The following is a 22,445-nucleotide window of genomic DNA, read 5'->3' on the forward strand; positions in this document are numbered from 1 at the left end:
GCAGCAGCAGACGCCGGCCCGGGGCCCGCCGAAGCGACCGCTTCAGCCGGCCCGAGGCTTCGGCCCGGCGGCCGGCGGGCTCAGTGCGCCCGGGCCGGGAAGCGTTCCCAGACCCGGTGCGTGCCCAGCTGCCCCACCAGGGCCGCGACGGCCCGCGCGGCGTCGGTCTCGGTGAACACGCCGGGTGCCTGCGGGTCGACCCCCGCAGCGGCCCACAGCGCGCGGGCGTCCGCGAGGCCGGCGATCGGCTTGGCGTGCCGGTAGGCCTCGTTGACCAGCAGGACGATCCGGGAGTCGATTGCCGGCTGCCCGCCCGCGACGGCGCCGGACTTGGCGTCACGCGCGCCGCGGTCGTCGGCCCCGGGGGCGGGAGCGTCGGCCACCAGCAGCGCGTCGAACTCGACGGACCGGGCGGCGCCGAAGGTCCGCTGAACGGCGAGACCCTCGGCCAGCGGGGCGCCGGTGGGTCCGATGACCAGCGGCAACAGCCCTGCGGCCAGGGCGGCTTCACGCATCTCGCGCGCCGCGCCGGGGTCGCTGCCGGTGCCGGCGATGATGCCGAGCACGCGGCCGGTCGCCGGCCAGCGCTGCCCCAGCTGGGACAGGGCCGCACTGGCGGTGACGTCGGCGTGCGCCTTGGCGGTCGGTGCGGGCAGGCCCAGGCCGGTGGCGACCTCGCGGCACAGCCCGTCGTCGACCCGCGCCAGCACGGCCAGCACGCGCTCCTTGATCGCCTGCTCGTACACCTTCGACAACTCGAAGGTGTAGGCGGCGATGACGTGCTCGCGCTCCACCGGGCTCAGGCTCAGCCAGAACAGGCGGGGCTGGCTGAAGTGGTCGTCGAACGAGGCGGGCGCCTCACGTACCTTGGCGCTCGCGGCGATCGGGGTCGGGTACTCCACGAGGGCGTGCTCCGCGGTTTTGGCGAAGAACGGGCAGCCGCCGTCCAGCGAGTTCGGCTTGTACGGTGCGACGCCGCTGTGGACGGCGTCCTGGTGGAATCCGTCGCGGAGCATGTCGTTGACCGGGGCATGGGTGCGGTTGATCGGGATCTGTGCGAAGTTCGGCCCGCCCAGGCGGGTGATCTGGGTGTCGAGGTAGGAGAAGAGCCGGCCGGAGAGCAGGGGGTCGTCGGTGATGTCGACGCCGGGAACGAGGTGGCCGGGGTGGAAGGCGACCTGCTCGGTCTCGGCGAAGTAGTTGGTGGGGTTGGCGTTGAGCGTCATCAGGCCGATCGGCTGGACGGGGGCGAGCTCCTCGGGGACGATCTTGGTCGGGTCGAGCAGGTCGATGCCCTCGAAGGCCTGGTCCGGGGTGTCGGGGAAGGTCTGGATGCCGAGTTCCCACTGCGGGAAGTTGCCCGCCTCGATGGCATCGGCGAGGTCGCGCCGGTGGAAGTCCGGGTCCATGCCGCCGATCAGCTGGGCTTCCTCCCAGACGAGGGAGTGCACGCCGAGCTTGGGCTTCCAGTGGAACTTGACCAAGGTGCTCACACCGTCGGCGTTGACCAGGCGGAAGGTGTGGATCCCGAAGCCCTCCATCATCCGGTAGGAGCGCGGGATGCCCCGGTCGGACATGTTCCACAGGGTGTGGTGGGTGGCCTCGGTGTGCAGCGACACGAAGTCCCAGAACGTGTCGTGCGCGCTCTGCGCCTGCGGGATCTCCCGGTCCGGGTGCGGCTTGCCCGCGTGGATGACGTCCGGGAACTTGATCGCGTCCTGGATGAAGAACACCGGGATGTTGTTGCCGACCAGGTCGAACACCCCCTGGGCGGTGTAGAACTTGGTGGCGAACCCGCGGGTGTCACGCACCGTGTCCGCCGAACCGCGCGACCCCAGCACGGTGGAGAACCGCACGAACACCGGCGTCTCGACGTCCTCGGCCAGGAACGCCGCCTTGCAGACGCCGGCCGCGGTGCCGTAGCCGCGGAACACACCGTGCGCTGCGGCGCCGCGCGCGTGCACCACCCGCTCGGGGATCCGCTCGTGGTCGAAATGGGTGATCTTCTCGCGCAGGTGATGGTCCTGCAATAGCACGGGGCCGCGTGGTCCGGCCTTCAGCGAGTGATCGGAGTCCGGCAGTCGCACACCCTGGGCGGTGGTGAGGTAGCCGCCGTTCTGCGCCGCCGCGTCCGCGGGGGCGCCGGTGTCGCGGCCGGTGGGCGACAGCGGGAGGGGCGCCTGCTGGTCCGGCTTCGCGGCCAGCGGAGCTTTCGGCTCGGTCGGCTCCGCCAGCTGCGGGGACTCGCTGCTCGGCGCACCGGGCACTCGGGCCGACGGCCGGTCGTCATCGCGTACCACCTCCGTGACGGCGTCCAAGATCTTCTTCACGGGGCCCGGCTGTTTGTCGTCCATCAGTCCTCCGGTGTCGGGTGGGGCACGTGAGGGCGCGAGTCGCCGAACCGGCGCCCCACACCCGCTGATGCTGTACGAACGACTATCCCGGTGGGAGGCACCCGGCCCGGCTCGACACACCCCGCGCCCGGCGAGCGGCGATCAACAGCCGTCTGCCCCCGCCCTGGGGGAGCATGCCCTGCGCTTCGCGGCCGCCGAGGCCGTCCCGCCATCAGGGTGTGGTCGGGGCCGGCGCGGGAAGGCGCTGAAGCATGGCCAGGGAACTGAAGGAGATCGAACGCAAGTACGACGGGCTCGCACTGCCGCCGACGGACCTGGAGGACCTGCCCGGCGTGGCGGCAATCCGCCGTGCCGAGCCGCAGGACCTCGACGCCGTCTACTACGACACCCCGGACCTGCGTCTTCTGCTCCGAAGGATCACGGCTCGCCGCAGAAGCGGCGGCAGCGACGCCGGCTGGCACGTCAAGCTGCCGCTCGACGCCGACTCGCGGCGGGAAGTGCACCTCCCTCTCGGCCCAGGAGACCCACACGAGGTGCCTGCGCAGTTCGTCTACCGGCTCGCGGCCTTCACGCGCGGCGCGCCGCTCCTCCCCGTGGCCCAGCTACGCACCCACCGGTCCCGGCGGCAGCTGCTCGACGACAAGGGCCGGATACTGGCGGAGGTCACCGAGGACCGGGTGGCAGCCCAGGCATTCGACCCCGCGCCGGCGCCAAGCGCCCCCGGCCGGCGGGGGAGGAGCGTGCCCTCGACCGCTGCGGACTCGGCCGGCGGCGCCACGGTGCGGGCCAGCGGATGGACCGAGTTCGAAGTCGAGCTGAAGCACGGCACGCGGTCGCTGCTCGATGGCATCGACGCCGTGTTCGCCGCAGCGGGCCTCACCCGCTCCCCGTGGCCGTCCAAGCTCGCCCACGCACTCGGCTCCACCTGCACCGCCCAGGCCGGACCCACCGCGCCACGGGACACGGGCGAGGCACGAACCGCCGGCGAACTCGTCATGCGCGGCATCCGGACCCAGTACGAGAGGCTGCTGGAGGTGGACGGGGCGGTGCGCTGCGGGGAGGAGGACTCCGTGCATCAGATGCGGATCACGGCGCGTCGGCTGCGGAGCCTGCTGAAGGCTCACCGACGGTTGCTCGACACTCGCCGGTCCACACCGCTGGCCGATCAACTGCGCTGGCTCGCAAGGCTTCTGGGTGAAGCCCGCGACCAGGAGGTACTCGCCGGCCAGCTGACGGACGCCTTGGACTCCGTCCCTGCAGCCATGCGCGAGGGCGCCCTGCGGGCCCGGATCACCGAACGCTACGCCCGCGGCTACCAGGCCGCCTGGCAGCGGGCGGTCGACGAACTCGACGGAGCCCGGTACTTCACCCTGCTCGACGACCTCGAGGACTTCCTCGCGCACCCGCCACTGCGACGCCGGGCCCGCCGCGACGTCGGCGACTACCTGGCCGGCGCCCTGCGGCGCGAGCAGCGCCGGACTCTGCACCGACTCGACACGGCGCTCGGCACGCCGGCCGGCCCCCCACAGGACGAGGCACTGCACAGCGCCCGCAAGGCCGCCAAGCGCGCCCGCTACACCGCCGAGTGCGCGCAGCCGGCCGCCGGCCGGACCACCGCGAAGCGCCTGGCCACGTACGCGGCCCGGATGAAGAAGCTGCACAAGGTACTGGGCAACCAGCACGACAGCGTGGTGGCCCGCCGAACTCTGGTCGACCTCGGCGCGCAGGCGGACGCCGACCGTCGGCACGTGTTCGCCTACGGCGTGCTCTACGAGGTACAACGGCGCGCCGGCGACGACGCCCTGGCGCGCCTGCCCCGACTGCGCCGGCGCGTCGAGAAGTCACGGTGATCGATACCGGGCGCGGGTCGGCTCGCACGCCTGCGGCGGGGCGCCCGGCTGCCGTACGCGGCACGACGACGTGCCGGCGGCTCACTCCTGGCAGCGGCGTCCGTCGGCGTAGGCGCCGACGCCGAGAAACCCGGTCCTGCCGTGCTCGAAGACAGTTCGGGCCGTCACCACGGCCCCAGCCCGCGCACGCCGTAGCGGCCCGGCGGTCGTACCTGTCTCGGGCCGACGGGCCGCTACGGCTGGGGGTGGCGCCTCAGGCCTGGGTGACCAGGTCCAGGTAGGCGTCGTGCCAGAGGTCCTCGTCGCCGTCCGGCAGGAGCAGCACGCGGTCCGGGCGCAGCGCCTCGATGGCGCCCGGGTCGTGGGTGACCATCACGATCGCCCCCGGGTAGGTGCCGACCGCGGCCAGCACGTCCGCCCGGGACGCCGGGTCGAGGTTGTTGGTCGGCTCGTCCAGCAGCAGCACATTGGCGCCGGAGTGGACCAGGCCGGCCAGCGCCAGCCGGGTCTTCTCGCCGCCGGACAGCACGCCGGCCGGCTTGTCGGCGTCGTCGCCGCGGAACAGGAACGCGCCGAGGACGGTCCGCAGCTCACCGTCGGTCAGGTCGGGCGCGGCGGCGGCCAGGTTGTCCCGGACGCTGCGCGCCGGGTCCAGGGTGTCGTGCTCCTGGGCGAAGTAGCCGATCCGCAGGCCGGTGCCGGGGACGACCCGGCCGGAGTCCGGTCGCTCGTGGCCGGCCAGGACGCGCAGCAGGGTGGTCTTGCCGGCGCCGTTGAGGCCGAGCACGACCAGCCGGGCGCCGCGGTCGACGGCGAGGTCCAGGCCGGTCAGCACCGTCCGGTCGCCGTAGGCCTTGGTGAGGCCGACCGCGCCGAGCGGCATCCGGCCGCAGGGCGCGGGCTCGGGCAGCCGGATGCGGGCGGTGCGCTCGGCCTGCCGGACGGGTTCCAGCTCGGCGAGCATCCGGTCGGCGCGGCGGGCCATGCTGCGGGCGGTGGTCGCGGTCGCGACGTGGGACCGCATCCGGTCGGCCTGGGCGTGCAGCGCGGCGGCCTTGCGTTCGGCGTTGGCCCGTTCCCGGGTGCGGCGGCGCTCGTCGGCCGCGCGCTGGTCCAGGTAGGCCTGCCAGCCGGTGTTGTGGACGTCGATCGCGGCGCGCTGCGGGTCCAGGTGGAAGACCCGGTTGACGGTCTCCGCGAGCAGGCCGAGGTCGTGGCTGATCAGCACCAGCCCGCCCTGGTGGGCGGCGAGGAAGCCGCGAAGCCAGGCGACCGAGTCGGCGTCCAGATGGTTGGTCGGCTCGTCCAGCAGCAGGGTGCCGTGGTCGGCGAACAGGATGCGGGCCAGCTCGGCCCGGCGCCGCTGACCGCCGGAGAGCGTGCCGACGGCGGAGTCCATCACCCGGGCGGGCAGCCCGAGCCCGGCCGCGACCCGGGCGGCCTCGGCCTCCGCCGCGTAGCCGCCGCGGGCCTGGAACTCGGCGTCGGCGCGCGCGTAGGCGTCCATCGCCCGGCGTTCCTCGGCGGGGGAGGCGGCCCGCGCCATCGCCTGCTCGGCGGTGCGCAGCGCGCGTACGGCGGCGTCCAGGCCGCGGGCGGACAGGATGCGGTCGGTGACGGTGACGGCCGGGTCGGCGGCGCGGGAGTCCTGCGGGAGGTAGCCGACCGGGCCGGTCCGGGTGACGGTGCCGGCGGCGGGCGGCAGCTGCCCGGCGAGCGTGGCGAGCAGGGTGGTCTTGCCGGCGCCGTTGCGGCCGACCAGGCCGATCCGGTCGCCGGGGGCGATGTGCAGGGTGACGTCGGACAGCAGCAGGCGGGCGCCGACGCGCAGGTCGACACCACGGGTGGTGATCATGGGATAACGCTCCGAAACAGCTAGCGGACACACGGGTGGCGTGGAGGCGGGTCCGTCAGCTAGGAGATTCGGGGCGTAGACATGTGGGTCAGAGTAGCGGCCGGTCGGAACGGACGCATGCGAATTCACGGACGCATCCGACACGCAGCCGGGGTGACGGATGCATCCGAAGCGATGGACGCAGCCGGGGTGACGGATGCATCCGACGCGATGGACGCATCGGAGGTGACGGGCGCGCTCGGACGCACCTGAGTGCGCCCGGGCGCGCCCGGTCGGCCGCGGCGGCCGTCAGCCGCGCAGCACGGCGGCCACCACCGAGGGGTGGAACAGCCGGGTCGGCGGCGCCACCAGGGACAGCACCTCGTGGAACGCCGCCGTGACCTCGGGGTTGTGGGTGGCGCCCCGCAGCACCTTGTCCAGGTAGCGGTGCTGCAGCCGGACCAGCGCGCCGGAAGGGCCGCCGGTGGTGGCGGTGAAGCGGACGTCCTCGGCGCTGGACATCATCCACGCCGTCTTGGACACCGCGGCGACCTCCCGCCGGGCGTCGCGGGCCGTGGCGTGTCCGACGCCGCCGTGCCGCGCGGCGGTGCGGCGCAGCACCTGGGCGCAGAACAGCGAGACGGTCACGCCCTGGCCGTACACCGGGTTGAAGGTGCTCGCCGCGTCGCCGACCACCACCAGGCCCTCGGGGGCGCTGCGTTCGTAGTGCCGTCGTACGCCCGGGCCGGGGAGGAAGCCGCGCACCTCGCCCGCCGGTTCGGCCTCCCGCAGCATCTCCCGCAGGGCCGGGTCGCGCAGTTGCGACAGGTGCTTGGTGAAGCCCTCGGCGCCGGGCTCGGGTTCGGCGCCGCGCATTCCGGCCAGGCTGACGATCCAGCGGTCTCCCTCCACCGGCAGCAGGACGCCCATCCGCGGCTTGTCCGGGGCCTTGGTCTGGAGGTAGATCGCCTGGTAGCCGAGGTTGACACCGGGCGGACGGTTGAACAGCCGGGAGGTGTAGGCGACACCGGCGTCCACCCGCTCCTCGGGCACCGCGCGGCAGCCCAGTTCGGTGAGCCACTTCGGCACGGAGGTCGAGCGGCCGGACGCGTCGATCACCAACTCCGCCGGGATGTCGCGGACTTCGCCGCGTCCCGAGCCGTGCCCCGAGCTGCTCTCCGAGCTGGGCTCCGAGCCGTCCTCCGGGCCCCGCCCCGAGCCGCGCGTGCGGACCTTCACCCCGGTCACCGCCTGCCCCGAGCTGAGCAGGTCGACCACGTCGGTGCCCTCCAGGAACTCGATCGACGGCTCGGTGCGGACCCGGTCCAGCACCAGTTTGTCCAGCACCGGTCGGGTGCAGGAGAGGAAGGCCATCCGGGCCGGGTAGTCGACCATCCACCCGGCCGAGCTGAGCCACCTGAGGTCGCCCGAGGTGGACACCCGGTGCGCCCCCGCGGCCGCCAGCTCCTGGTTGATGCCGGGCATCAGCTCCTCCAGCGCCCGGTGGCCCGCCTCCAGCACCAGGTGCGCGTGCCGGCCCTGCGGCACCCCGGACCGGAACACCGGCTCGTCCGGGTAGCGGTCCCGCTCCACCACGACGATCCGCTCGGCGAAGCCCCGCAACGCCCAGGCCGCCACCACACCGGCCAGTCCGCCGCCGATCACCACCGCCGTGCCCCGCCCGGGGGTCGTCTCCGAAGAAGTCATGCGACGTAGCGTAGTGGTGACGGCGCCGGTCCGTAATCGGTCCAGCTGGGCGAACCCGCCGCGGGGAAGCGCCCGTTGACGTCGCTCCGGGTCCCACCGCGCCCGTCGGTCGGCCCGCCCCAGGTTGTCCGTGGTCCGCACGCGGCGTGACTGGCTCTGGCCCCCTGGCGGGCCCCCCACGCTAAGGAAGTGTCAAGAACGCCGTCGAGCGGTGTCAAGGAGGCGTCAGGAAACGTCTCATCGCCGGTGGTGCGGCATTAGCGTCGCGCGGCGGAGAGAAACGGTTCCGCGTTCGGGTCCCACCGGGAGCCCCGGCGGACCGTGTCACGGGGGAAAGGAACGTGCGGTCATGACCACCTCGACAGCGGGCAGGGCGACCACCTCGGAGGAGGAGACCGACGGAGGGGACGACGGTCCCGCGCCGGCCGGACCGGGCATTCCGCCCGGCCCCCTGGCCCGGTTCGGCCGGGGCTTCCGGACGGTCGGCAGCCGCTCCTACTGGACCACCCCGCGCCTGGTCCGCGGCCTCACCGCGCTGAGCCTGGCCGCGCTGATCGGCCTCGGCGCCACCGCCACCGCCGTGCTCGGCGGCGCCCGCGACGGCACCGACACCATCGGCCACCAGGCCGCCCCGCAGGCCACCCGCGCCGCCGACCTCTACTTCGCGCTCAGCGACATGGACGCCCAGGCCGCCAACCTGCTGCTGGTCGGCGACGACCAGGACTACGCCACGCTGCGCAAGCAGACCCTGGACACCTACGAGCAGCGCCGCAACCAGGCCGACGACGACCTCCAGCGGGCCGCCCAGTCCGCCGCCGGCGACCCGTCCGGGCAGCGCGCCGTCCAGCTGGTGCTCGGCCGGCTCGGCAGCTACGAGGCCCTGGTGGCCCGCGCCCAGCTGCTGGAGGAGCAGGCGAAGGCCCCGGCTGGCCAGCCTTCGCCCGCCGCCCTGGACGCCTACCGGCAGGCCTCCGACCTGCTGCGCAGCCAGCTGCTGCCCGCCGCGGACCAGGTCACCGCCGCCAACGAGGCGACCGTCGACCACGTCTACGCCCAGCAGCGCGGCGCCCTCGACAGCGGCTGGTGGTGGCTGTTCGTGGTCGGCCTGCTCGCCCTCGCGGCGCTGTTCGGGCTCCAGCGCGCGCTGGCCGTGCGCTACCGCCGGGTGATCAACCCGGCGCTGGCGGCCGTCACCCTGCTGACCGGCGTGGTGCTGGTGACCGGTCTGACCCTGGTCGGCCGCACCGAGGACCACCTGGTGACCGCCAAGAGCAACGCCTACGACTCGGTGATAGCGCTCAGCCGGGCCCGCGCCGTCGCGTACGACATGAACGCCGACGAGAGCCGCTACCTGATCGACCCGGGCCGCGCGGCCGTCTGGGAGCAGGCCTACCTGGACCAGAGCCAGGCGATCGCCCACTTCGACGGCGTGACCCTGTCGAGCTACCGCACCCGGGTGCAGGACGCCGCCGACCGGCACCGGGCGGACCACTCCGTCGTGCCCTTCGGCGGCTTCCTGGGCAGCGAGCTGCACAACATCACCTTCCCCGGTGAACAGGACGCCGCCGACCGGGTCCTGGGGGCCTTCCAGGAGTACCAGGCGATCGACCACCGGATGCGCGACCTGCGCGCCGCGGGGCAGCTCAAGGACGCGATCACGCTCAACACCGGGCTCGCCAAGGGTCAGTCCAACTACCAGTTCGAGCAGTTGAGCACGGCCATGGGGGACACCATCACGGTCAACCAGACGGCGATGGACTCGGCACTCGCGGCGACCGACGGCGACCTCGACGGCACCACGGCGGCCCTGGGCGGGGTCGCCCTGCTGGCGGCGCTGGGCCTGACCGCGCTGGGGGTGCGGCCCCGGCTGCGTGAGTACCGCTAGCACGGAGCGCGGAGCGGCGCCCGGGCGGGCCGGTGACCGGCGGGTCCGGTGAGGAGCAGGCCCGGTGACTGGCGGGTCCGGTGAGGAGCAGGCCCGGTGACTGGCGGGTCCGGTGAGTGGGAGGCCGGAATCCGGGAAGCCGGAGGCGGGGGCCCGGTGGCGATCGGCGGATCGTCACCGGGCCCCCGCCGTCCGCCTCCCCGGCGGAAGTCACCGGGCACGTCCTCAACGGTGTGCCGGATTGACAAACACCCTTGCCGTCCCGGCGAATAGCAGGCATGGCCGACGAAGAGTCCGAGAACGTCCTCACCACGGTGGGCCCCCGGCTGCGCGCCCTGCGCCGGGAGCGCGGCACCACGCTCGCCAAACTGGCCGCCGCGACGGGCATTTCACTCAGCACGCTGTCCCGGCTGGAGTCCGGGCAGCGCAAGCCGACCCTGGAACTGCTGCTGCCGCTGGCCCGGGAGTACCGGGTGCAGCTGGACGAACTGGTCGGCGCCCCGGCCACCGGCGACCCGCGGATCCACCCGCGCCCGGTGACCAGGAACGGCCAGACCATCGTGCCGCTCACCCGCCACCTCGGCGGCCTGCACGCGTACAAGCACATCGTGCCGCCCGGCCGGAACAGCGGTCCCGAGCTGGAGTTGAAGGTCCACGAGGGCTACGAGTGGCTGTACGTGCTGTCCGGGCGGCTGCGGCTGGTGCTCGGCCCGCACGACCTGGAGCTGACGGCCGGTGAGGCCGCCGAGTTCGACACCCGGACCCCGCACGCCTTCGGCAACGCCGGTCCGCAGCCGGTGGAGTTCCTCAGTCTGTTCGGCCCGCAGGGGGAGCGGATCCACATCAGGGCGCGCCCGGGAACCTCTGTTCGGTAGGTTCGTTCCCTGACAGGGGGTCTCCGCTTAGGGCTCCCACCAGGCCATCGGGAGGGGCCGATCACATGAGTGTGCAGCAGAGCACGGAGTCCGGCGAGAGCGGCGGATCCGAGGAGAGGCCGGGGACCGGGCCGGAGGGGGCGGCGGAGGCCGGCGCGACGCCCGAGGCGGCCGCGAAGGGCGGGTCGTCGGAGACGCCCGAGCCCTCCGAAGCGCCCGGGTCGCCCGAGGCACCCGCGAAGCCGGCGCGCAAGAAGCGCCCGTTCTGGCAGGAGCTGCCGATCCTGCTGGTGATCGCCCTGCTGCTCTCGCTCGGCATCAAGACCTTCTTCGTGCAGGCCTTCTCGATCCCCTCCGGCTCGATGGAGAACACCCTCCAGATCGGCGACCGGGTGCTCGTGGACAAACTCACCCCGTGGTTCGGCGCCGAGCCGGAGCGCGGCGAGGTGGTGGTCTTCCACGATCCGGGCGGCTGGCTGGAGGACGGGCCGACGACCAGCTCCGGCGGCGTCATGAGCACCGTCCAGAAGGCGCTGAGCACCGTCGGCCTGATGCCCTCGGCGGACGAGAAGGACCTGATCAAGCGGGTGATCGCGGTCGGCGGGGACACCGTCGAGTGCAACGCGGGCAGCCCGGTCAAGGTGAACGGCGTGGCGCTGGACGAGCCGTACGTGTTCCCCGGGGCGGCGCCCTGCGACAACGACCCGGTCGGCACCGTCACCGTGCCCAAGGGCAAGCTCTGGGTGATGGGCGACCACCGCAACAACTCCCGGGACTCCCGCCCGCACCACATCCTCACCGGGGACGGCTTCGTACCGGTGGACGACGTGGTCGGCCGGGCCTTCGTGGTGGCCTGGCCGCTCTCGAACTGGTCGACCCTGCCCGTCCCGGACACCTTCGACAAGGTGCCCTCCAGGGCGGCGGGCACCCCGTCGGAGACGCCTCCGGCACCGGCGGCGCTCGCCTTCGCGGGGGTCATGCCGATCGCGCTGTGGCGGCGCCGGCGGTCGCGGCGCGCCGCGGACTGAGCCGGACGGTTTCGCCGGAACTCCGGTCGCCGTGTGCTACACGGCTGTAGAGTTCCGGCGCCGGGCCGCGGTGCCGGGTGCGGTCGGGCCGGGCGGATCGGTCGGGCCGCCGGGCCGGTGGGGCCGGTTGGGCCGATGGGGCCGGTCGGGCTGGGAGACGTCGGAGGCGTCGGGAGGCGGAGCCGTGGTGGAGCATCCGGGCGGGCCGCCGGTGCCGACGACGGAACCGGCCGACTCCGAGGTCCGGTGGGTCTACCAGCCGGTCGAGGTCGACGCCGGCGACGGCGCCTGGGCGCCCGGCCGGATCAGCGGCTGGTGGCAGGACCCCGCCGGGCGGAGTTGGTGCCGGCTGCGGGTCTGCCGTGGCGGACAGCCCGCCGACTGGCGGCCGTTCGACCCCGAGCGGGTACGACTGCTGCCGGTCTCCGGGTTGTGAAGCCACGTCGTGAAGCCACGTCGTGAAGCCGGGTTGTGAAGAGAGTGTCAGGAGTTCTTGGCGGAACCGTTCGAAGGCCCCTGTCGTCCCTGGGAGCGAACGCCGACGAGGCCACTTTCAGCAACCGGGGACGACGTGAGTTCCGAGATCAACTTCAGCAACAACTACCGCGACCTGTGCGAACAGCACGGTACCGGCGCGGGCTTCCAGTTCGAGTTCTCCTGCTACCGCTGCTCCGACACCTGGCGCTCGCCGTTCGAACGGTTCACCACGGGGCAGGTGGCCGGCTGGATAGGCAAGGGCGTCAGCGCGGCCTGGAACATGTTCGGCGGCAACGCCAACACCATCAGCAACGCCGCGGACGGCCTGGCCGGCCAGACCTGGGGCACCTCGCGAGACGCCGCCTTCCAGCGCGCGATCGACACCGCCCAGTCGCACTTCAACCGTTGCGCCCGGTGCACCCACTACGTCTGCGGCCGCTGCTTCAACCCGGAGCAGGGCCTGTGCTTCAGCTGCGCCCCGGACACCGCGGCCGAGGCGGCGGCGGCGCAGCGGCGCGGCCTCAACGACATGGTGACGGACCGGGCCTACCAGGTCGGCCAGCAGTCCGGTACGGAGTTCGACGTCCGCACGCCACGCCAACTGGTCTGCCCGCAGTGCCGGACGGAGACCCACGGCACGCCGTTCTGCCCCGGTTGCGGCTTCAAACTGGCCCAGCCCGTCCAGTGCGGGCAGTGCCACCAGGACGTGCCGGAGGGGGCCGCGTTCTGCCCGTCCTGCGGGGCGCGGCGCTGAACGGCCGGTAGCCGGCATCCAGTACGGGCGGGGCGCCCGCGGGCACGAGGTCCGCGGTGGGCGCCCCCGCCCGTACGTCCGCTCCGCGGTGGGCGGCTCAGCCGTACGACACGTTGGCGCACGGGTCGTCGTCCGCCGAGCGGGCGGTGCCGCTGACGCTGCTCGGCAGTGGTGCCGGGGTGTTCGGGGCGCCGGGTGCGGGGGTGGCGGCGGAGGCCGGGTCGGCGGCGAAGTCCCGGCCGACGACCACGTTCAGGCCCCTGCCGCCGGGCTCGACGGTCGCCCCCGGGAAGAGCTTGGCGACCGCCTCGGCGGCGGTGCGCTCGCCGGTGCCGTACTCGACCACGGTGGTGCTGCGGGGCTTTCCGGTCGCGTTGCCGATGGTGGTGACGGTGTAGCCGGCGCCCTTGACGGCCTCGGCCGCCTTGCTGCCGACGCCGCTCTCGCCGGTGCCGTTGAGCACGGCGACCTTGATGTCGTTCTTGGCGGCTGCGGTGGGGGAGGGCGTGGCCTCGGCGGCGGGCGTGGTGCTGGGGGCGGCGGAGTCGGTGGCTGCCGGGCTCTGGGCGCTGGCGTCCTGGCCGTCGATGGTGCGGTCGGCCTTGAGCGCGGCCCAGAGCTGGTCCACGTCGGGGTGGACCAGGGCGACCCGGGGGCCCTCGTAACGCCAGGGTGCCGTCAGGAACTTGACGTCGTGCAGGTTGACGTCCTTGACCGACATGGCGAAGGACATCAGCTTGGCGGCCGAGCCGAGGTCGGGGTCGACGGTCAGCGACTTGGTCGCGGCGTCGGCGAGCGGCAGCAGGGTGGTCGGGTCCATGCCGCGCGACTTGACCTCCTTGATGAGGGAGGACAGGAAGGCCTGCTGGCGCTTGGTGCGGCCGATGTCGGAGCCGTCGCCGATGCCGTGCCGGACCCGGACGTAGTCCAGCGCGGACTGGCCCTCGACCTTCTGCTTGCCCTTGGCGAAGACCTGCTTGCCCTTGTGGCCGAGGTTGGGGTTGAGGTCCCCCTCGTAGACGTTGTTCGGCAGGCAGACCTCGACGCCGCCGACCGCCGAGGTCATCGAGGCGAAGCCGCTGAAGTCCACCACGATGGTGTGGTCGACGCGCAGGTTGGTGAGCTTCTCGACGGCGTTCTGGGTGCAGGCCGGGTTGCCCTGGTCGGTGTTGCCCACCGAGAAGGCGCTGTTGAACATCACATTGTTCTGCTCCTTGGTCCACTTGCCGTTGGGGAGCTTGCACGGCGGGATGGTGACCAGGGAGTCGCGGGGGATCGAGATGCCGACGGCGTGCTTGTGGTCGGCGTAGATGTGCAGCAGGATCGCGGTGTCCGAGCGGGCGCCGGCGTCCCCGCCGCCGCCGAGGTCGCTGTTGCCGTTGCCGCGGCTGTCCGAACCGATCAGCAGGACGTTCACCGGGGTGCGGCCCTGGGCGTCCGGTGCGGCCGCCTCGGGGCGGTCCTTGCTGAGGGCGTCGCCGTCGAAGGTGGTGATGTTGCTGTTCAGCCGGTAGTAGACGGCGCCGCCGGCGAGCACCAGCAGGGCGGTGCAGCCGGCCGTCACCCAGAGCACCTTCTGCTTGGTGCTGCGCTTGGGCTTCGGCTTGGCCCGGCCGGCGGGGCGGGTGTCGGCTATGTCCGCACCCGAACCGCCCTTGCCGGAAGCGCCCTTGTCGGAACCGCCCTGGTCCGTACCGGACTTGCGGTTCGCCGCTCTGCGTCCGCCGGCCCGGTGCGACGAATTCTCGGTCTCGGTGGAACCCCTGCGACCCGACACGGCGTCATCCTCCACAGTTGCCACGGAACCCCCGTCGGAGCGGTGGCTTGCGTGGTCCTGGGTTGGATTCGATCCGGGTCGGCCCGTCGCTAAACTTTTACACCGCTGTAGAACTTTCAGAGGAGCATACTAGGCGCAGATGAGAAAAATACTGGTCAGACCATGAGAGAAGGTCGGCCGGGTCTCATCTCCGTCGCTCCGTACCCGCACGAGGAGCACGATGACTCACCGGATCGCACGTTCGATAGCCGGCGCCCTGGTGGCACTGCTGGCCGCCGTCGGCCTCGGCGCCGTGGCGTCGAGCGCGACGGCGGTGGCCGCACCCCGGACCGTCGCGACCGCGGCTGCCGCCCCTGCCGCCGGAACTGCTGCCGCCGGCGCCCCCGTCGGGGTGCGGCAGGCCGAGGTGAAGGGCGCCGCGGCCCAGCACCTCGCGGCCAAGCAGGAGAAGAAGAAGTCCGGCTTCTTCGCCAAGCTCGGCAAGTTCCTGCTGGTCGTCGTCATTCTGATCATCCTGTTCATCATTCTGGTGATCTGGGGGATCGTTCACCTGGTGCGCAAGATGTTCCGCCGCCGGTGAGCCACGGAGTCATTCGGTCACTGAGCCGCTGAGCCACTGAGCCGGCGAGCCACTCAGTCGACGAGCCCGTGAGCGGCTGAGCCGCTGCGGCCGCCCCGGGAGCTGAAGCAGCGCCCGGGGCGGGCCACTCGGCCGTGATCGGCCCTGTCCCGGCCGGCCGGGCCGCCCCAGGGTGGGCGGCCCGAGCGACCACCCCCCGAAGCCCGCCGGGCTGCGCCCCGAGAGCCGGATCGTCCACCCGCCGCAGGTCGGGCTCGGCGGTGGCCGGCCGATGGGCGTCCCGCCGCACCAGGGCCACCTGTTCGCCGTCGAGAGCAGCGACGCGCTCGCGGCCGCAGGAGACGCAGCGGAACACCAGCGTCGCCGGGCGTTCCCATCGCCGGGCCGGGGTGCCGTTCGGGCGATTGTTCGGCACCAGGATTCGTGGGCCGTCGGGACGGCCCGTCAGCGGGCCCTGGGGCGGGCGGCGAGGAGGGCGATGTCGTCCTCGGCGGCGGGGGCCGGGGGTGGCGCGAGGGAGTGCAGGACGGCGTCGAGGAGCTCGTCGAGGTCGCCGGTGGCGGGGAGCCGGAGGGCGGCGAGGCGCGCCAGTGAGGTGTCGATGTCCTCGTGGCGGCGCTCGACCAGGCCGTCGGTGTAGAGGAGCAGGGTCTGTCCGGGGTCGAGCGGGTGGGTGGACTGCTCGTAGCCGCCGAGGCCGGTGCCCAGCGGTGGGCCGGTGGGGACGCGCAGCAGTTCGGTGGGGTGGTCCGGGGTGATGAGGGCGGGCGGCAGGTGGCCGGCGCTGGAGAGGGTCCAGCGGGTACGGCCGGGGTCGGCGAGGACCAACAGGCAGGTGGCGGGGCGGGCGGTGTCGTTGGCGGAGATGACGTTGTCGAGCTGGCGCAGGATGCGGTGCGGGGGCAGGTCCATGCCGGCGATGTCGCGCAGTGCCGAGCGGTAGTGGCTCATGTCGACGGCGGCCTCGACGCCGTGTCCCATGACGTCGCCCATGGCCAGCAGGGTGCGGCCGAAGGGCAGCCGGACGGTCTCGTACCAGTCGCCGCCGACCACCGAGCTGCTGCCGGAGGGCAGGTAGCGGGAGGCGAGGGAGAGGTTCTGGTGCGGGCTGCCGGGCTCGCTCAGCAGGGCCCGCTGGAGCTCCAGCGCGATGCCCTGGGAGCGCGTGTAGCTGCGGGCGTTGTCGATGCCGGTGGCGGCGCGGGCTGCGAGGTCGCCGAGCAGGGCGGCCTCGTCGGGGGTGAAGGCCGGGGTGGCGGCGGTGCGGCCGAGGGTGAGCAGCCCGACCAGCCGGCTGCGGGCGGCGAGCGGCAGGACGAGCAGGGAGGCGGTGCCGGCCGGGCAGGCGTCGGTAGGGCCGGGTCCGCCGAGCACGGCGACGCCGGTGGCCAGGCTGCGGGCGGCGGCCGAGCCCTCGCGGTGGCGGATGGACTCGCCGGGGCGGGCCAGTTCGGCGAGGGCGGCGTCCAGTTCGGGCACGGCACGGACGGCGGCGCGGTGCAGCCGCTGGGCGCCGCTGCGGCCGGGGCGGGCGGGTTCGGCCTCGGGCGGCAGCACGTCGACGGTGGCGAGGTCGGCGAGGCCGGGGACGGTGAAGGCGGCGAGTTCGGCGCAGGTGGTGCCGATGTCGAGGGTGGTGCCGATCCGTTCGGCGGCGGCGTCCAGCAGGGCGAGCCGGGCGCGGGCCTGTTCGAGTTCGCGCAGTTGCTCGCGGGCCGGGTCCGGGTCGTCCAGGACGACGACGATCACGGCGGTGGTCCGCCCGGCGTGCCGTACCGGCCGGTAGCGCACCCGCAGGCCGGGCGGGACGGGGGAGCCGGCGCCTTCGGGCCCGCCGGTGACGTGTTCGCGGTCGTGGCCGTCGGCGAGGACGCGGCGCAGGGTGGCAAGGGCGCCGGCGAAGGCGGTGGCCTCGGCGGTGCGGCCGAGCAGGTCGGCGCGGCGGAGTCCGGTGACGGCGCTGAAGGCGGGGTTGAGGTAGCGCCAGCGCAGGTGTTCGTCGAGCAGGGCGATGCCGACCGGGGCGGCGGCGAGGACGTCGCGGAGCAGGTCCGGGTCGTTGTCGGGGCCGTCGCCGCCGGGATGGTCGGCGCCCGGGTGGTCAGTGCTGGGGCGGTCGCCGCCGGGGCCGTCACCACCGGTGATCGAGCCGAGGCGCGCGGCGAGGGCCGCCGCGGTCGCCGCCAGGGAGCGGGCGCCCGGGGGCGGGGTTCCCGCTGCTCGGTTGCCGTGCCGGAAGTGCATAGGTCCATGATCACGCGCCGGGGCGCGGCACGCCCACAACCGGGTGAAACCTTGACTGCTCGGAGACGTTGTTGTAGCGAAGCGAGGGCAGTTGCGTGCGCGCGCACACACTTGTAGGGTGCGTGCACACGCACACAGTCATTCGGCTTCCGGGAGCGGCCCGGAAGCCGGGAGGAGGGCCCCATGGCAGTCACCCCGATGAACGGCACCCGGATCGTCCTGATCACCGGCACCTCCTCCGGGATCGGCCTCGCCGCGGCCGTGGCCGCCGCCGGCGCCGGCTGGCGGGTGGTCGCCACCATGCGCGACACCGGCCGGGCCGGAGACCTGCTCCGCGAGGCGGAGCGGGCGGGCGTCGCCGAACTGATCGAGATCGAGCGGCTGGACGTCACCGACCCGACCTCCGTCGCGGACTGCCTCGCCGTCGTCCTCGAACGGCACGGGCGGCTGGACGCAGTGGTCAACAACGCGGGCGCGGGCTTCGTCGGCACGATCGAGCAGGACGGCCTGGCGCCGGTGCGCGCCGCGATGGAGGTCAACTACTTCGGCGTGGTCGAGGTGACCCGGGCCGCGCTGCCGCACCTGCGGGCCGCCGGCGGCCGGGTGATCACCGTGACCAGCGTCGGCGGTGTGGTCGGACAGCCCTTCAACGAGGCGTACTGCGCCGCCAAGTTCGCCGTCGAGGGCTTCATGGAGTCGCTGGCGCCGGTCGCCGCCACCGTCGGAGTGGCCGTCACCGTGGTCGAACCGGGCGCGGTGGCCAGCGAGTTCATCGGCAACCAGGGCCTCGACGTGCCCGCGCTGGTCGCCGCCGCCGGCCCGTACGGACCGGCCCTGCAGGCGTACGTCGACCGCACGCTGAAGGCCTTCGGCAACGCCCAGACCCCGGAGGAGGCGGCCGCGCCGATCGTCGCGGTGCTGACCGCCGAGCGGCCGCCGCTGCGGGTGCAGACCTCCGAGGCGGCCCGGGCCTTCGCCGGGGTCAAGCTGGCGGACCTGGACGGTTCGGCGGTGCGGACGATGACGGGCGGCTGGGTCGGCTCCGAGGGCGCCTGACACGGGGCGGCCGCCGGGCGGGTCCGCGCGCCGGGCGCCGGGTGATCACCGGTCATACTTGGGCGGCGGCGCCCGACACCGGGTGCCGCTGACGGTGCCACAGGCACCGTTCGCAGGCAACGCACCGCCAGGAGCGGCACGTCAGCAGCCCAGACCGGAGGAACCGATGAGCCCCCACCAGCCGACCAGTCGTCCGGCGGCCGGGGCCCCAGGGGTGCCGTGGAACCGGCAGCGGCTGCGCAGCAACAACGAGTGGCTGCTGCTGGAACTGCTACGCACCGGCGGGGGCACCTCGCGCGCCCAACTGGCCCGGGACACCGGCCTGTCCAAGCCCACCGTGTCCGCCGCCCTGGCCGACCTGGAACAGGCCGGGCTGGTCCGCGAGGCCGGGCGGGTGGCCCCCGAGCGGGGCCGTACCGCGGTCCTCTACGAGGTCGACCCGACGGCCGGGCACGTGCTCGGCGTGGACGTCGGCCGGGCCCGGCTGCGGGTCGCGGTGGCGGACCTCGCCGGCACCGTGGTCGCCCGGCGGGACGTGGCCAACCGGGGGCGGACGGCGGACGCCGTCGCGGATGCCGTGGTCGCCGCCGCGCACGAGGCCACCGCCGAGGCGGGCCTGCTGCCCTCCGACATCGTGCACGCGGTGATCGGCACGCCCGGGGTGTGGGACGAGGAGCGGCGCGGGGTGCGGTACGCCACCAGCCTGCCCGACTGGGGCCGGCCGGGGCTGTTCGACCGGATCGGCGAGGGGCTGGGCGCGGCCGTGACCGTGGCCAACGACGCCAACCTCGCCGCGCTCGGCGAGTACACCCTGGGCGCCGGGCGGGGCAGCCGGATGTTCGCCTACCTGCTGGTCGGCACCGGGATCGGGGTGGGGGTGGTCAAGGACGGTGAGCTGCTGGTCGGCGCCCACGGCGCGCTGGGCGAGATCGGCCTGGTGCCACTGCCCGCCCGCCCGGGCGAGTCGGTCGCGACGACCCTGGAGCAGGAGGCCGCGGCGGACGCGGTGGTGCGGGCCGCCCGGGAGTTCGGGCTGGAGGGCAAGGGCGGCCGGCGGCTGACGGCCAAGCAGGTCTTCGAGCGGGCCCGGGCCGGGGACGGCGCGGCGCTGCGGGCGGTGGAGTGGGAAGCGGACCGGCTCGCCTACGCCGTCGCGGTGCTCTCCGCGGTGCTCGACCCGGACCTGCTGGTGCTCGGTGGCGGCATCGGCAGCAGCGCGGACCTGCTGCTGGAACCGTTGGAGCGGGCCCTGGGCCGCTTCGCCCCGATGCGTCCGACGCTCGCACCGAGCCTGCTGGGCGAGGAGGCGGTGCTCCTCGGCGCCGTGTCCACGGCGCTGGAGACCGCCCGGCCCGAGGTGTTCGAGCGCCGGACGGCGGGGTTGTGAGGCCAGGGGCCGGTGGGTTGTGAGGCTGAGGCGGGGTCGTGAGGCCGGGGCCGGTGGGTTCCGCGGAGCCCACCGGCCCCGGACGGGTCAGCCGGTGGCCAGGGTCAGCCCGTAGGTGCTGAGGATCGGGTTGACCGGCTGGAAGTAGGTCTCGCCGCCCGAGGTGCAGTCGCCGGAGCCGCCCGAGGTCACGCCCTGGGCCTGGTCGCCGGAGATGAACGAGCCGCCGGAGTCGCCCGGTTCGGCGCACACGTTGGTGCGGGTGACGCCGTAGACGCTGCCCTCCTGGTAGTTGACGGTGGCGTTCTGCTCCTCGACGGTGCCGCAGTGCCAGCCGGTGGTGGAGCCGGAGCGGCAGACCGAGCCGCCGACGGACTGCTCGTTCGAGCCGGCCACTGTCACCGCGCCGCCCTGGTAGTCGTTCACCTGCGGCTGGGCGGTCCAGTCGGACCCGGCCGCCACCCAGGACCAGTCGTTGCCCGGGAAGGTCGAGCCCTGGAAGGTGCCGATCGAACTGCCGTCGGAGGACGTCGCGTTGGAGCCGGGCTGGCCGCAGTGGCCGGCGCTGACGAAGCCGGGCTGGCCGTTCTGGGTGACCGGGAAGCCGATCGAACAGCGGGCGGCGTTGTCGATGTAGTAGGCGTCCCCGCCATGCAGGTCGGCGAGCGGCCGGGGCGCGGCGGTGGCCCGCTCGACCCGGACCAGTGCGCGGTCCACCCCGGACCGGTCCAGGAAGGCCGCGGTGCGGGCGTCGTCGGCGGACCGCACCACGACGGTGTTGGCGCGCACGTCCACGTACCAGACCGGGGTGGCGTCCGGCGCGGCGGACGCGGCGGCCCGGTCGAGCGCGTCCTTGGCCCGGTCCAGTGACGTCAGCGAGTGCCGGACGACGGTGGCCCGGCCGCCGTCGGCGGTGATGGTCCGGGCGGCGGCGGCGTCCGTGGTGGCGACCACCAGCTCGGCCTGCGGACCGTCGACCCAGGCGCCGGCCCAGCGGTCGCCGAGCGCCCGGCTCAGGGAGCTGCGGACCGCGGCGGCCCGGCCCTCCCGGGCGATCCGGTCGGCGGCGGCCTGCGGGGCCAGCCCGAGGTCGCGCTGCATCGCGTGCAGCAGGGCGGGCGGGACGGCGGCGGTGCGGGCGGGGGCGGGGGCGGCCAGGGCGGCGGCTATGGACGGGTCGTCAGCGGGGGCGCTGACGGCGGGGGCTGCGGTGAGCGCGACGGTCGCGAAGGCTGCGGCGACGGCGAGCGCACGGAATCGGAGCATGGGGTCTCCTCGTTCGGCGTGGGGGTTGCCGGAACCGTAGCGATCCGCCTGTGGTGTCCGGAACATGTCATAGCGCCCCGCGCTCCCGCGCTATACCCCCGGATGCCCCGGCGGCCCGTCCGTTGTCGTCGCGTTCGGTAGTCGGAAGATCTCGATCTGCCAACGAGTGGGGAAACCGTGGTCACCACGTGTGCGGGCTCTGCTTGAATCGCACGCCTCACCCATACGGAACGGAGCGTTCTCCCCTCATGGCTTCACCGATACCCGGGCGTCGCCGGGCGGCCGGCCTGGCCGGATTCGCCGGACTCGTCCTCACCGTCGGCCTGGCGCTGACCGGTTGCGACCCGTCGGCGGCGGACGGCAAGGCGACGGCCTCGCCGACCGGCGCCGTCTCCTCGGCGCCGTCCTCGCCGGCCGCCCCGCCGCCGTCGGCCGCGCCGCAGTCCGCCTCGTCACAGTCCGCGCCGCCCGCGGCCCCGCCGTCCGCCCCGCCCGCCGGGCATCCGCAGACGTCGGCCGCCACGCCGCAGCCCAAGGTGACCACCGCGCAGCCGCCGACCGACCCCGAACCGCAGCACACCCAGGCGGCGGCCGGCGGTTCGGGGTGCGAGATCCGCTCCGCCGCGGGCAACTGCTACGCGGCCGGGCAGTTCTGCCGCGACGCTGACCTGGGCCGGAGCACCCACGACGCGGGCGGACGGGTGATCTACTGCCGGATGGTCAGCGGAAAGCCGCACTGGCAGGCCTGAGGCCCGGCTCAGCCCAGGGTGTCCCAGAACAGGTGCTCGTAGGCCTGGAGCAGCAGACCGTACTCCCGGGCGGTGGCCAGGGTGTGGTCGTCCAGCGGGTGCGGCCCGAGGGCGTCGGCGGCCTGCTGCTCCAGCCCGGTCGCCGGCTGGGCGAAGAAGTCGAAGAACGCGCAGGCCCCGTCGGAGAAGCCGTGGCGGCCTGGGGCTCGGCCCAGGTGGGAGACGAAGGTGGCCAGGTTGAGGCGGGCATTGCCGTCGAGCATCAGTTAGGCGGTATCCGGGTCGGGTCCATCTCGCCCTGCGGCAGCTTGTGCCGCGGCACGGTGCGCGGCTCCCGGCTGAACAGGGGATGGGCGGCTCCCTCGGTCTGCGGGCGCCGCGGGTGGCGGGGGTGCTTGAGTCCCACGGTCGGATTCCTTCCACGGTGTTCGGAACGGGTGCTGCGCCGAGCCGGCGGGCGCTGCGGTGGTCTCGCCCGGCAGTGCCGAGGGCGCTTCAAGGTTGCGGCGGTGGGGCCCCCCCCCCGGGGGGGGGGCCCCCCACCCCGGCGAGGAAGCCCGCGACACCCAGTATGCGCGCCTGAAGTGGTAGGCAAGCAGGGTGGAAAGGCGCCGGGGCAATT

Annotated in this window: 17 protein-coding genes; 10 read left to right on the forward strand and 7 right to left on the reverse strand. The window is 74.0% G+C overall.

All coding sequences use genetic code 11. The features are described from left to right. Positions 1–80 precede the first annotated feature (80 nt). On the reverse strand, positions 81–2,354 hold the full coding sequence (locus tag ACZ3YL_RS17280) for a catalase (protein ID WP_465658143.1): 2,274 nt from the start codon (positions 2,352–2,354) through the stop codon (positions 81–83). Between the two features lie 251 nt (positions 2,355–2,605). Here ACZ3YL_RS17280 and ACZ3YL_RS17285 point away from each other — a divergent pair, with 251 nt between their 5' ends. After that, positions 2,606–4,204 carry a CYTH and CHAD domain-containing protein gene (locus ACZ3YL_RS17285; RefSeq protein ID WP_465658145.1) on the forward strand — a complete coding sequence of 533 codons (1,599 nt, stop codon included), beginning with the start codon at positions 2,606–2,608 and terminating at the stop codon, positions 4,202–4,204. A 253-nt stretch (positions 4,205–4,457) separates the two neighbouring features. Here the strand turns inward: ACZ3YL_RS17285 and ACZ3YL_RS17290 are convergent, their stop codons facing one another. Further along, on the reverse strand, positions 4,458–6,059 hold the full coding sequence (locus ACZ3YL_RS17290) for an ABC-F family ATP-binding cassette domain-containing protein (RefSeq protein ID WP_465658147.1): 1,602 nt from the start codon (positions 6,057–6,059) through the stop codon (positions 4,458–4,460). Positions 6,060–6,347: 288 nt separating this feature from the next. Next, the gene (locus ACZ3YL_RS17295) at positions 6,348–7,745 is read right to left on the reverse strand and encodes an NAD(P)/FAD-dependent oxidoreductase (RefSeq protein WP_465658149.1); all 1,398 of its coding nucleotides are present in this window, start codon (positions 7,743–7,745) and stop codon (positions 6,348–6,350) included. Positions 7,746–8,094: 349 nt separating this feature from the next. On the opposite strand from ACZ3YL_RS17295, the gene ACZ3YL_RS17300 reads away from it, so the two are divergent. The 5 genes from ACZ3YL_RS17300 to ACZ3YL_RS17320 all read left to right on the forward strand — a co-directional run bounded on the left by ACZ3YL_RS17300 (position 8,095) and on the right by ACZ3YL_RS17320 (position 12,764). After that, on the forward strand, positions 8,095–9,630 hold the full coding sequence (locus tag ACZ3YL_RS17300) for a hypothetical protein (RefSeq protein WP_465658151.1): 1,536 nt from the start codon (positions 8,095–8,097) through the stop codon (positions 9,628–9,630). Between the two features lie 278 nt (positions 9,631–9,908). Next, complete coding sequence (locus ACZ3YL_RS17305) at positions 9,909–10,505, forward strand: helix-turn-helix domain-containing protein (protein WP_188308824.1); 597 nt, start codon at positions 9,909–9,911, stop codon at positions 10,503–10,505. Positions 10,506–10,570: 65 nt separating this feature from the next. Continuing rightward, complete coding sequence (gene lepB / locus ACZ3YL_RS17310; protein WP_465658153.1) at positions 10,571–11,533, forward strand: signal peptidase I; 963 nt, start codon at positions 10,571–10,573, stop codon at positions 11,531–11,533. Between the two features lie 184 nt (positions 11,534–11,717). Beyond that, positions 11,718–11,969 carry a hypothetical protein gene (locus ACZ3YL_RS17315; RefSeq protein ID WP_223243305.1) on the forward strand — a complete coding sequence of 84 codons (252 nt, stop codon included), beginning with the start codon at positions 11,718–11,720 and terminating at the stop codon, positions 11,967–11,969. Between the two features lie 135 nt (positions 11,970–12,104). Further along, positions 12,105–12,764 carry a double zinc ribbon domain-containing protein gene (locus ACZ3YL_RS17320; protein WP_188308822.1) on the forward strand — a complete coding sequence of 220 codons (660 nt, stop codon included), beginning with the start codon at positions 12,105–12,107 and terminating at the stop codon, positions 12,762–12,764. A 97-nt stretch (positions 12,765–12,861) separates the two neighbouring features. Here the strand turns inward: ACZ3YL_RS17320 and ACZ3YL_RS17325 are convergent, their stop codons facing one another. Then, the gene (locus ACZ3YL_RS17325; RefSeq protein ID WP_465658156.1) at positions 12,862–14,541 is read right to left on the reverse strand and encodes an LCP family protein; all 1,680 of its coding nucleotides are present in this window, start codon (positions 14,539–14,541) and stop codon (positions 12,862–12,864) included. A gap of 220 nt (positions 14,542–14,761) precedes the next feature. On the opposite strand from ACZ3YL_RS17325, the gene ACZ3YL_RS17330 reads away from it, so the two are divergent. Then, entirely contained in the window at positions 14,762–15,121 is a 360-nt protein-coding gene (locus ACZ3YL_RS17330; protein ID WP_465658158.1) for a hypothetical protein, read from the forward strand. Between the two features lie 444 nt (positions 15,122–15,565). Here ACZ3YL_RS17330 and ACZ3YL_RS17335 read toward each other — a convergent pair whose 3' ends face one another. Continuing rightward, on the reverse strand, positions 15,566–17,365 hold the full coding sequence (locus tag ACZ3YL_RS17335; RefSeq protein ID WP_465658161.1) for a PP2C family protein-serine/threonine phosphatase: 1,800 nt from the start codon (positions 17,363–17,365) through the stop codon (positions 15,566–15,568). Positions 17,366–17,548: 183 nt separating this feature from the next. Between ACZ3YL_RS17335 and ACZ3YL_RS17340 the strand changes: the two genes are divergently transcribed. Next, positions 17,549–18,421, forward strand: coding sequence for an SDR family NAD(P)-dependent oxidoreductase (locus ACZ3YL_RS17340; protein WP_223242916.1), 873 nt, complete (start codon positions 17,549–17,551; stop codon positions 18,419–18,421). Positions 18,422–18,587: 166 nt separating this feature from the next. Next, entirely contained in the window at positions 18,588–19,808 is a 1,221-nt protein-coding gene (locus ACZ3YL_RS17345) for an ROK family protein (protein ID WP_465658164.1), read from the forward strand. A gap of 87 nt (positions 19,809–19,895) precedes the next feature. Here the strand turns inward: ACZ3YL_RS17345 and ACZ3YL_RS17350 are convergent, their stop codons facing one another. Next, entirely contained in the window at positions 19,896–21,074 is a 1,179-nt protein-coding gene (locus ACZ3YL_RS17350; RefSeq protein WP_188307457.1) for a S1 family peptidase, read from the reverse strand. 248 nt (positions 21,075–21,322) lie between these two features. Here ACZ3YL_RS17350 and ACZ3YL_RS17355 point away from each other — a divergent pair, with 248 nt between their 5' ends. Next, complete coding sequence (locus ACZ3YL_RS17355) at positions 21,323–21,823, forward strand: hypothetical protein (RefSeq protein ID WP_465658167.1); 501 nt, start codon at positions 21,323–21,325, stop codon at positions 21,821–21,823. 8 nt (positions 21,824–21,831) lie between these two features. Here ACZ3YL_RS17355 and ACZ3YL_RS17360 read toward each other — a convergent pair whose 3' ends face one another. Further along, positions 21,832–22,086: a hypothetical protein gene (locus ACZ3YL_RS17360; RefSeq protein WP_465658169.1), complete on the reverse strand. Its 255-nt coding sequence runs from the start codon at positions 22,084–22,086 to the stop codon at positions 21,832–21,834. Between the last annotated feature and the right edge of the window lie 359 nt (positions 22,087–22,445).

The organism is Kitasatospora sp. NPDC023176, from assembly GCF_055560495.1.

What these genes read in the sequence shown, in the direction of transcription:
- ACZ3YL_RS17280 (WP_465658143.1), bottom strand. Translation starts at nt 2,354, where the DNA reads ATGGACGACAAACAGCCGGGCCCCGTGAAGAAGATCTTGGACGCCGTC.
- ACZ3YL_RS17285 (WP_465658145.1), top strand. Translation starts at nt 2,606, where the DNA reads ATGGCCAGGGAACTGAAGGAGATCGAACGCAAGTACGACGGGCTCGCA.
- ACZ3YL_RS17290 (WP_465658147.1), bottom strand. Translation starts at nt 6,059, where the DNA reads ATGATCACCACCCGTGGTGTCGACCTGCGCGTCGGCGCCCGCCTGCTG.
- ACZ3YL_RS17295 (WP_465658149.1), bottom strand. Translation starts at nt 7,745, where the DNA reads ATGACTTCTTCGGAGACGACCCCCGGGCGGGGCACGGCGGTGGTGATC.
- ACZ3YL_RS17300 (WP_465658151.1), top strand. Translation starts at nt 8,095, where the DNA reads ATGACCACCTCGACAGCGGGCAGGGCGACCACCTCGGAGGAGGAGACC.
- ACZ3YL_RS17305 (WP_188308824.1), top strand. Translation starts at nt 9,909, where the DNA reads ATGGCCGACGAAGAGTCCGAGAACGTCCTCACCACGGTGGGCCCCCGG.
- lepB (WP_465658153.1), top strand. Translation starts at nt 10,571, where the DNA reads ATGAGTGTGCAGCAGAGCACGGAGTCCGGCGAGAGCGGCGGATCCGAG.
- ACZ3YL_RS17330 (WP_465658158.1), top strand. Translation starts at nt 14,762, where the DNA reads ATGACTCACCGGATCGCACGTTCGATAGCCGGCGCCCTGGTGGCACTG.
- ACZ3YL_RS17335 (WP_465658161.1), bottom strand. Translation starts at nt 17,365, where the DNA reads ATGCACTTCCGGCACGGCAACCGAGCAGCGGGAACCCCGCCCCCGGGC.
- ACZ3YL_RS17340 (WP_223242916.1), top strand. Translation starts at nt 17,549, where the DNA reads ATGGCAGTCACCCCGATGAACGGCACCCGGATCGTCCTGATCACCGGC.
- ACZ3YL_RS17345 (WP_465658164.1), top strand. Translation starts at nt 18,588, where the DNA reads ATGAGCCCCCACCAGCCGACCAGTCGTCCGGCGGCCGGGGCCCCAGGG.
- ACZ3YL_RS17350 (WP_188307457.1), bottom strand. Translation starts at nt 21,074, where the DNA reads ATGCTCCGATTCCGTGCGCTCGCCGTCGCCGCAGCCTTCGCGACCGTC.
- ACZ3YL_RS17355 (WP_465658167.1), top strand. Translation starts at nt 21,323, where the DNA reads ATGGCTTCACCGATACCCGGGCGTCGCCGGGCGGCCGGCCTGGCCGGA.
- ACZ3YL_RS17360 (WP_465658169.1), bottom strand. Translation starts at nt 22,086, where the DNA reads ATGCTCGACGGCAATGCCCGCCTCAACCTGGCCACCTTCGTCTCCCAC.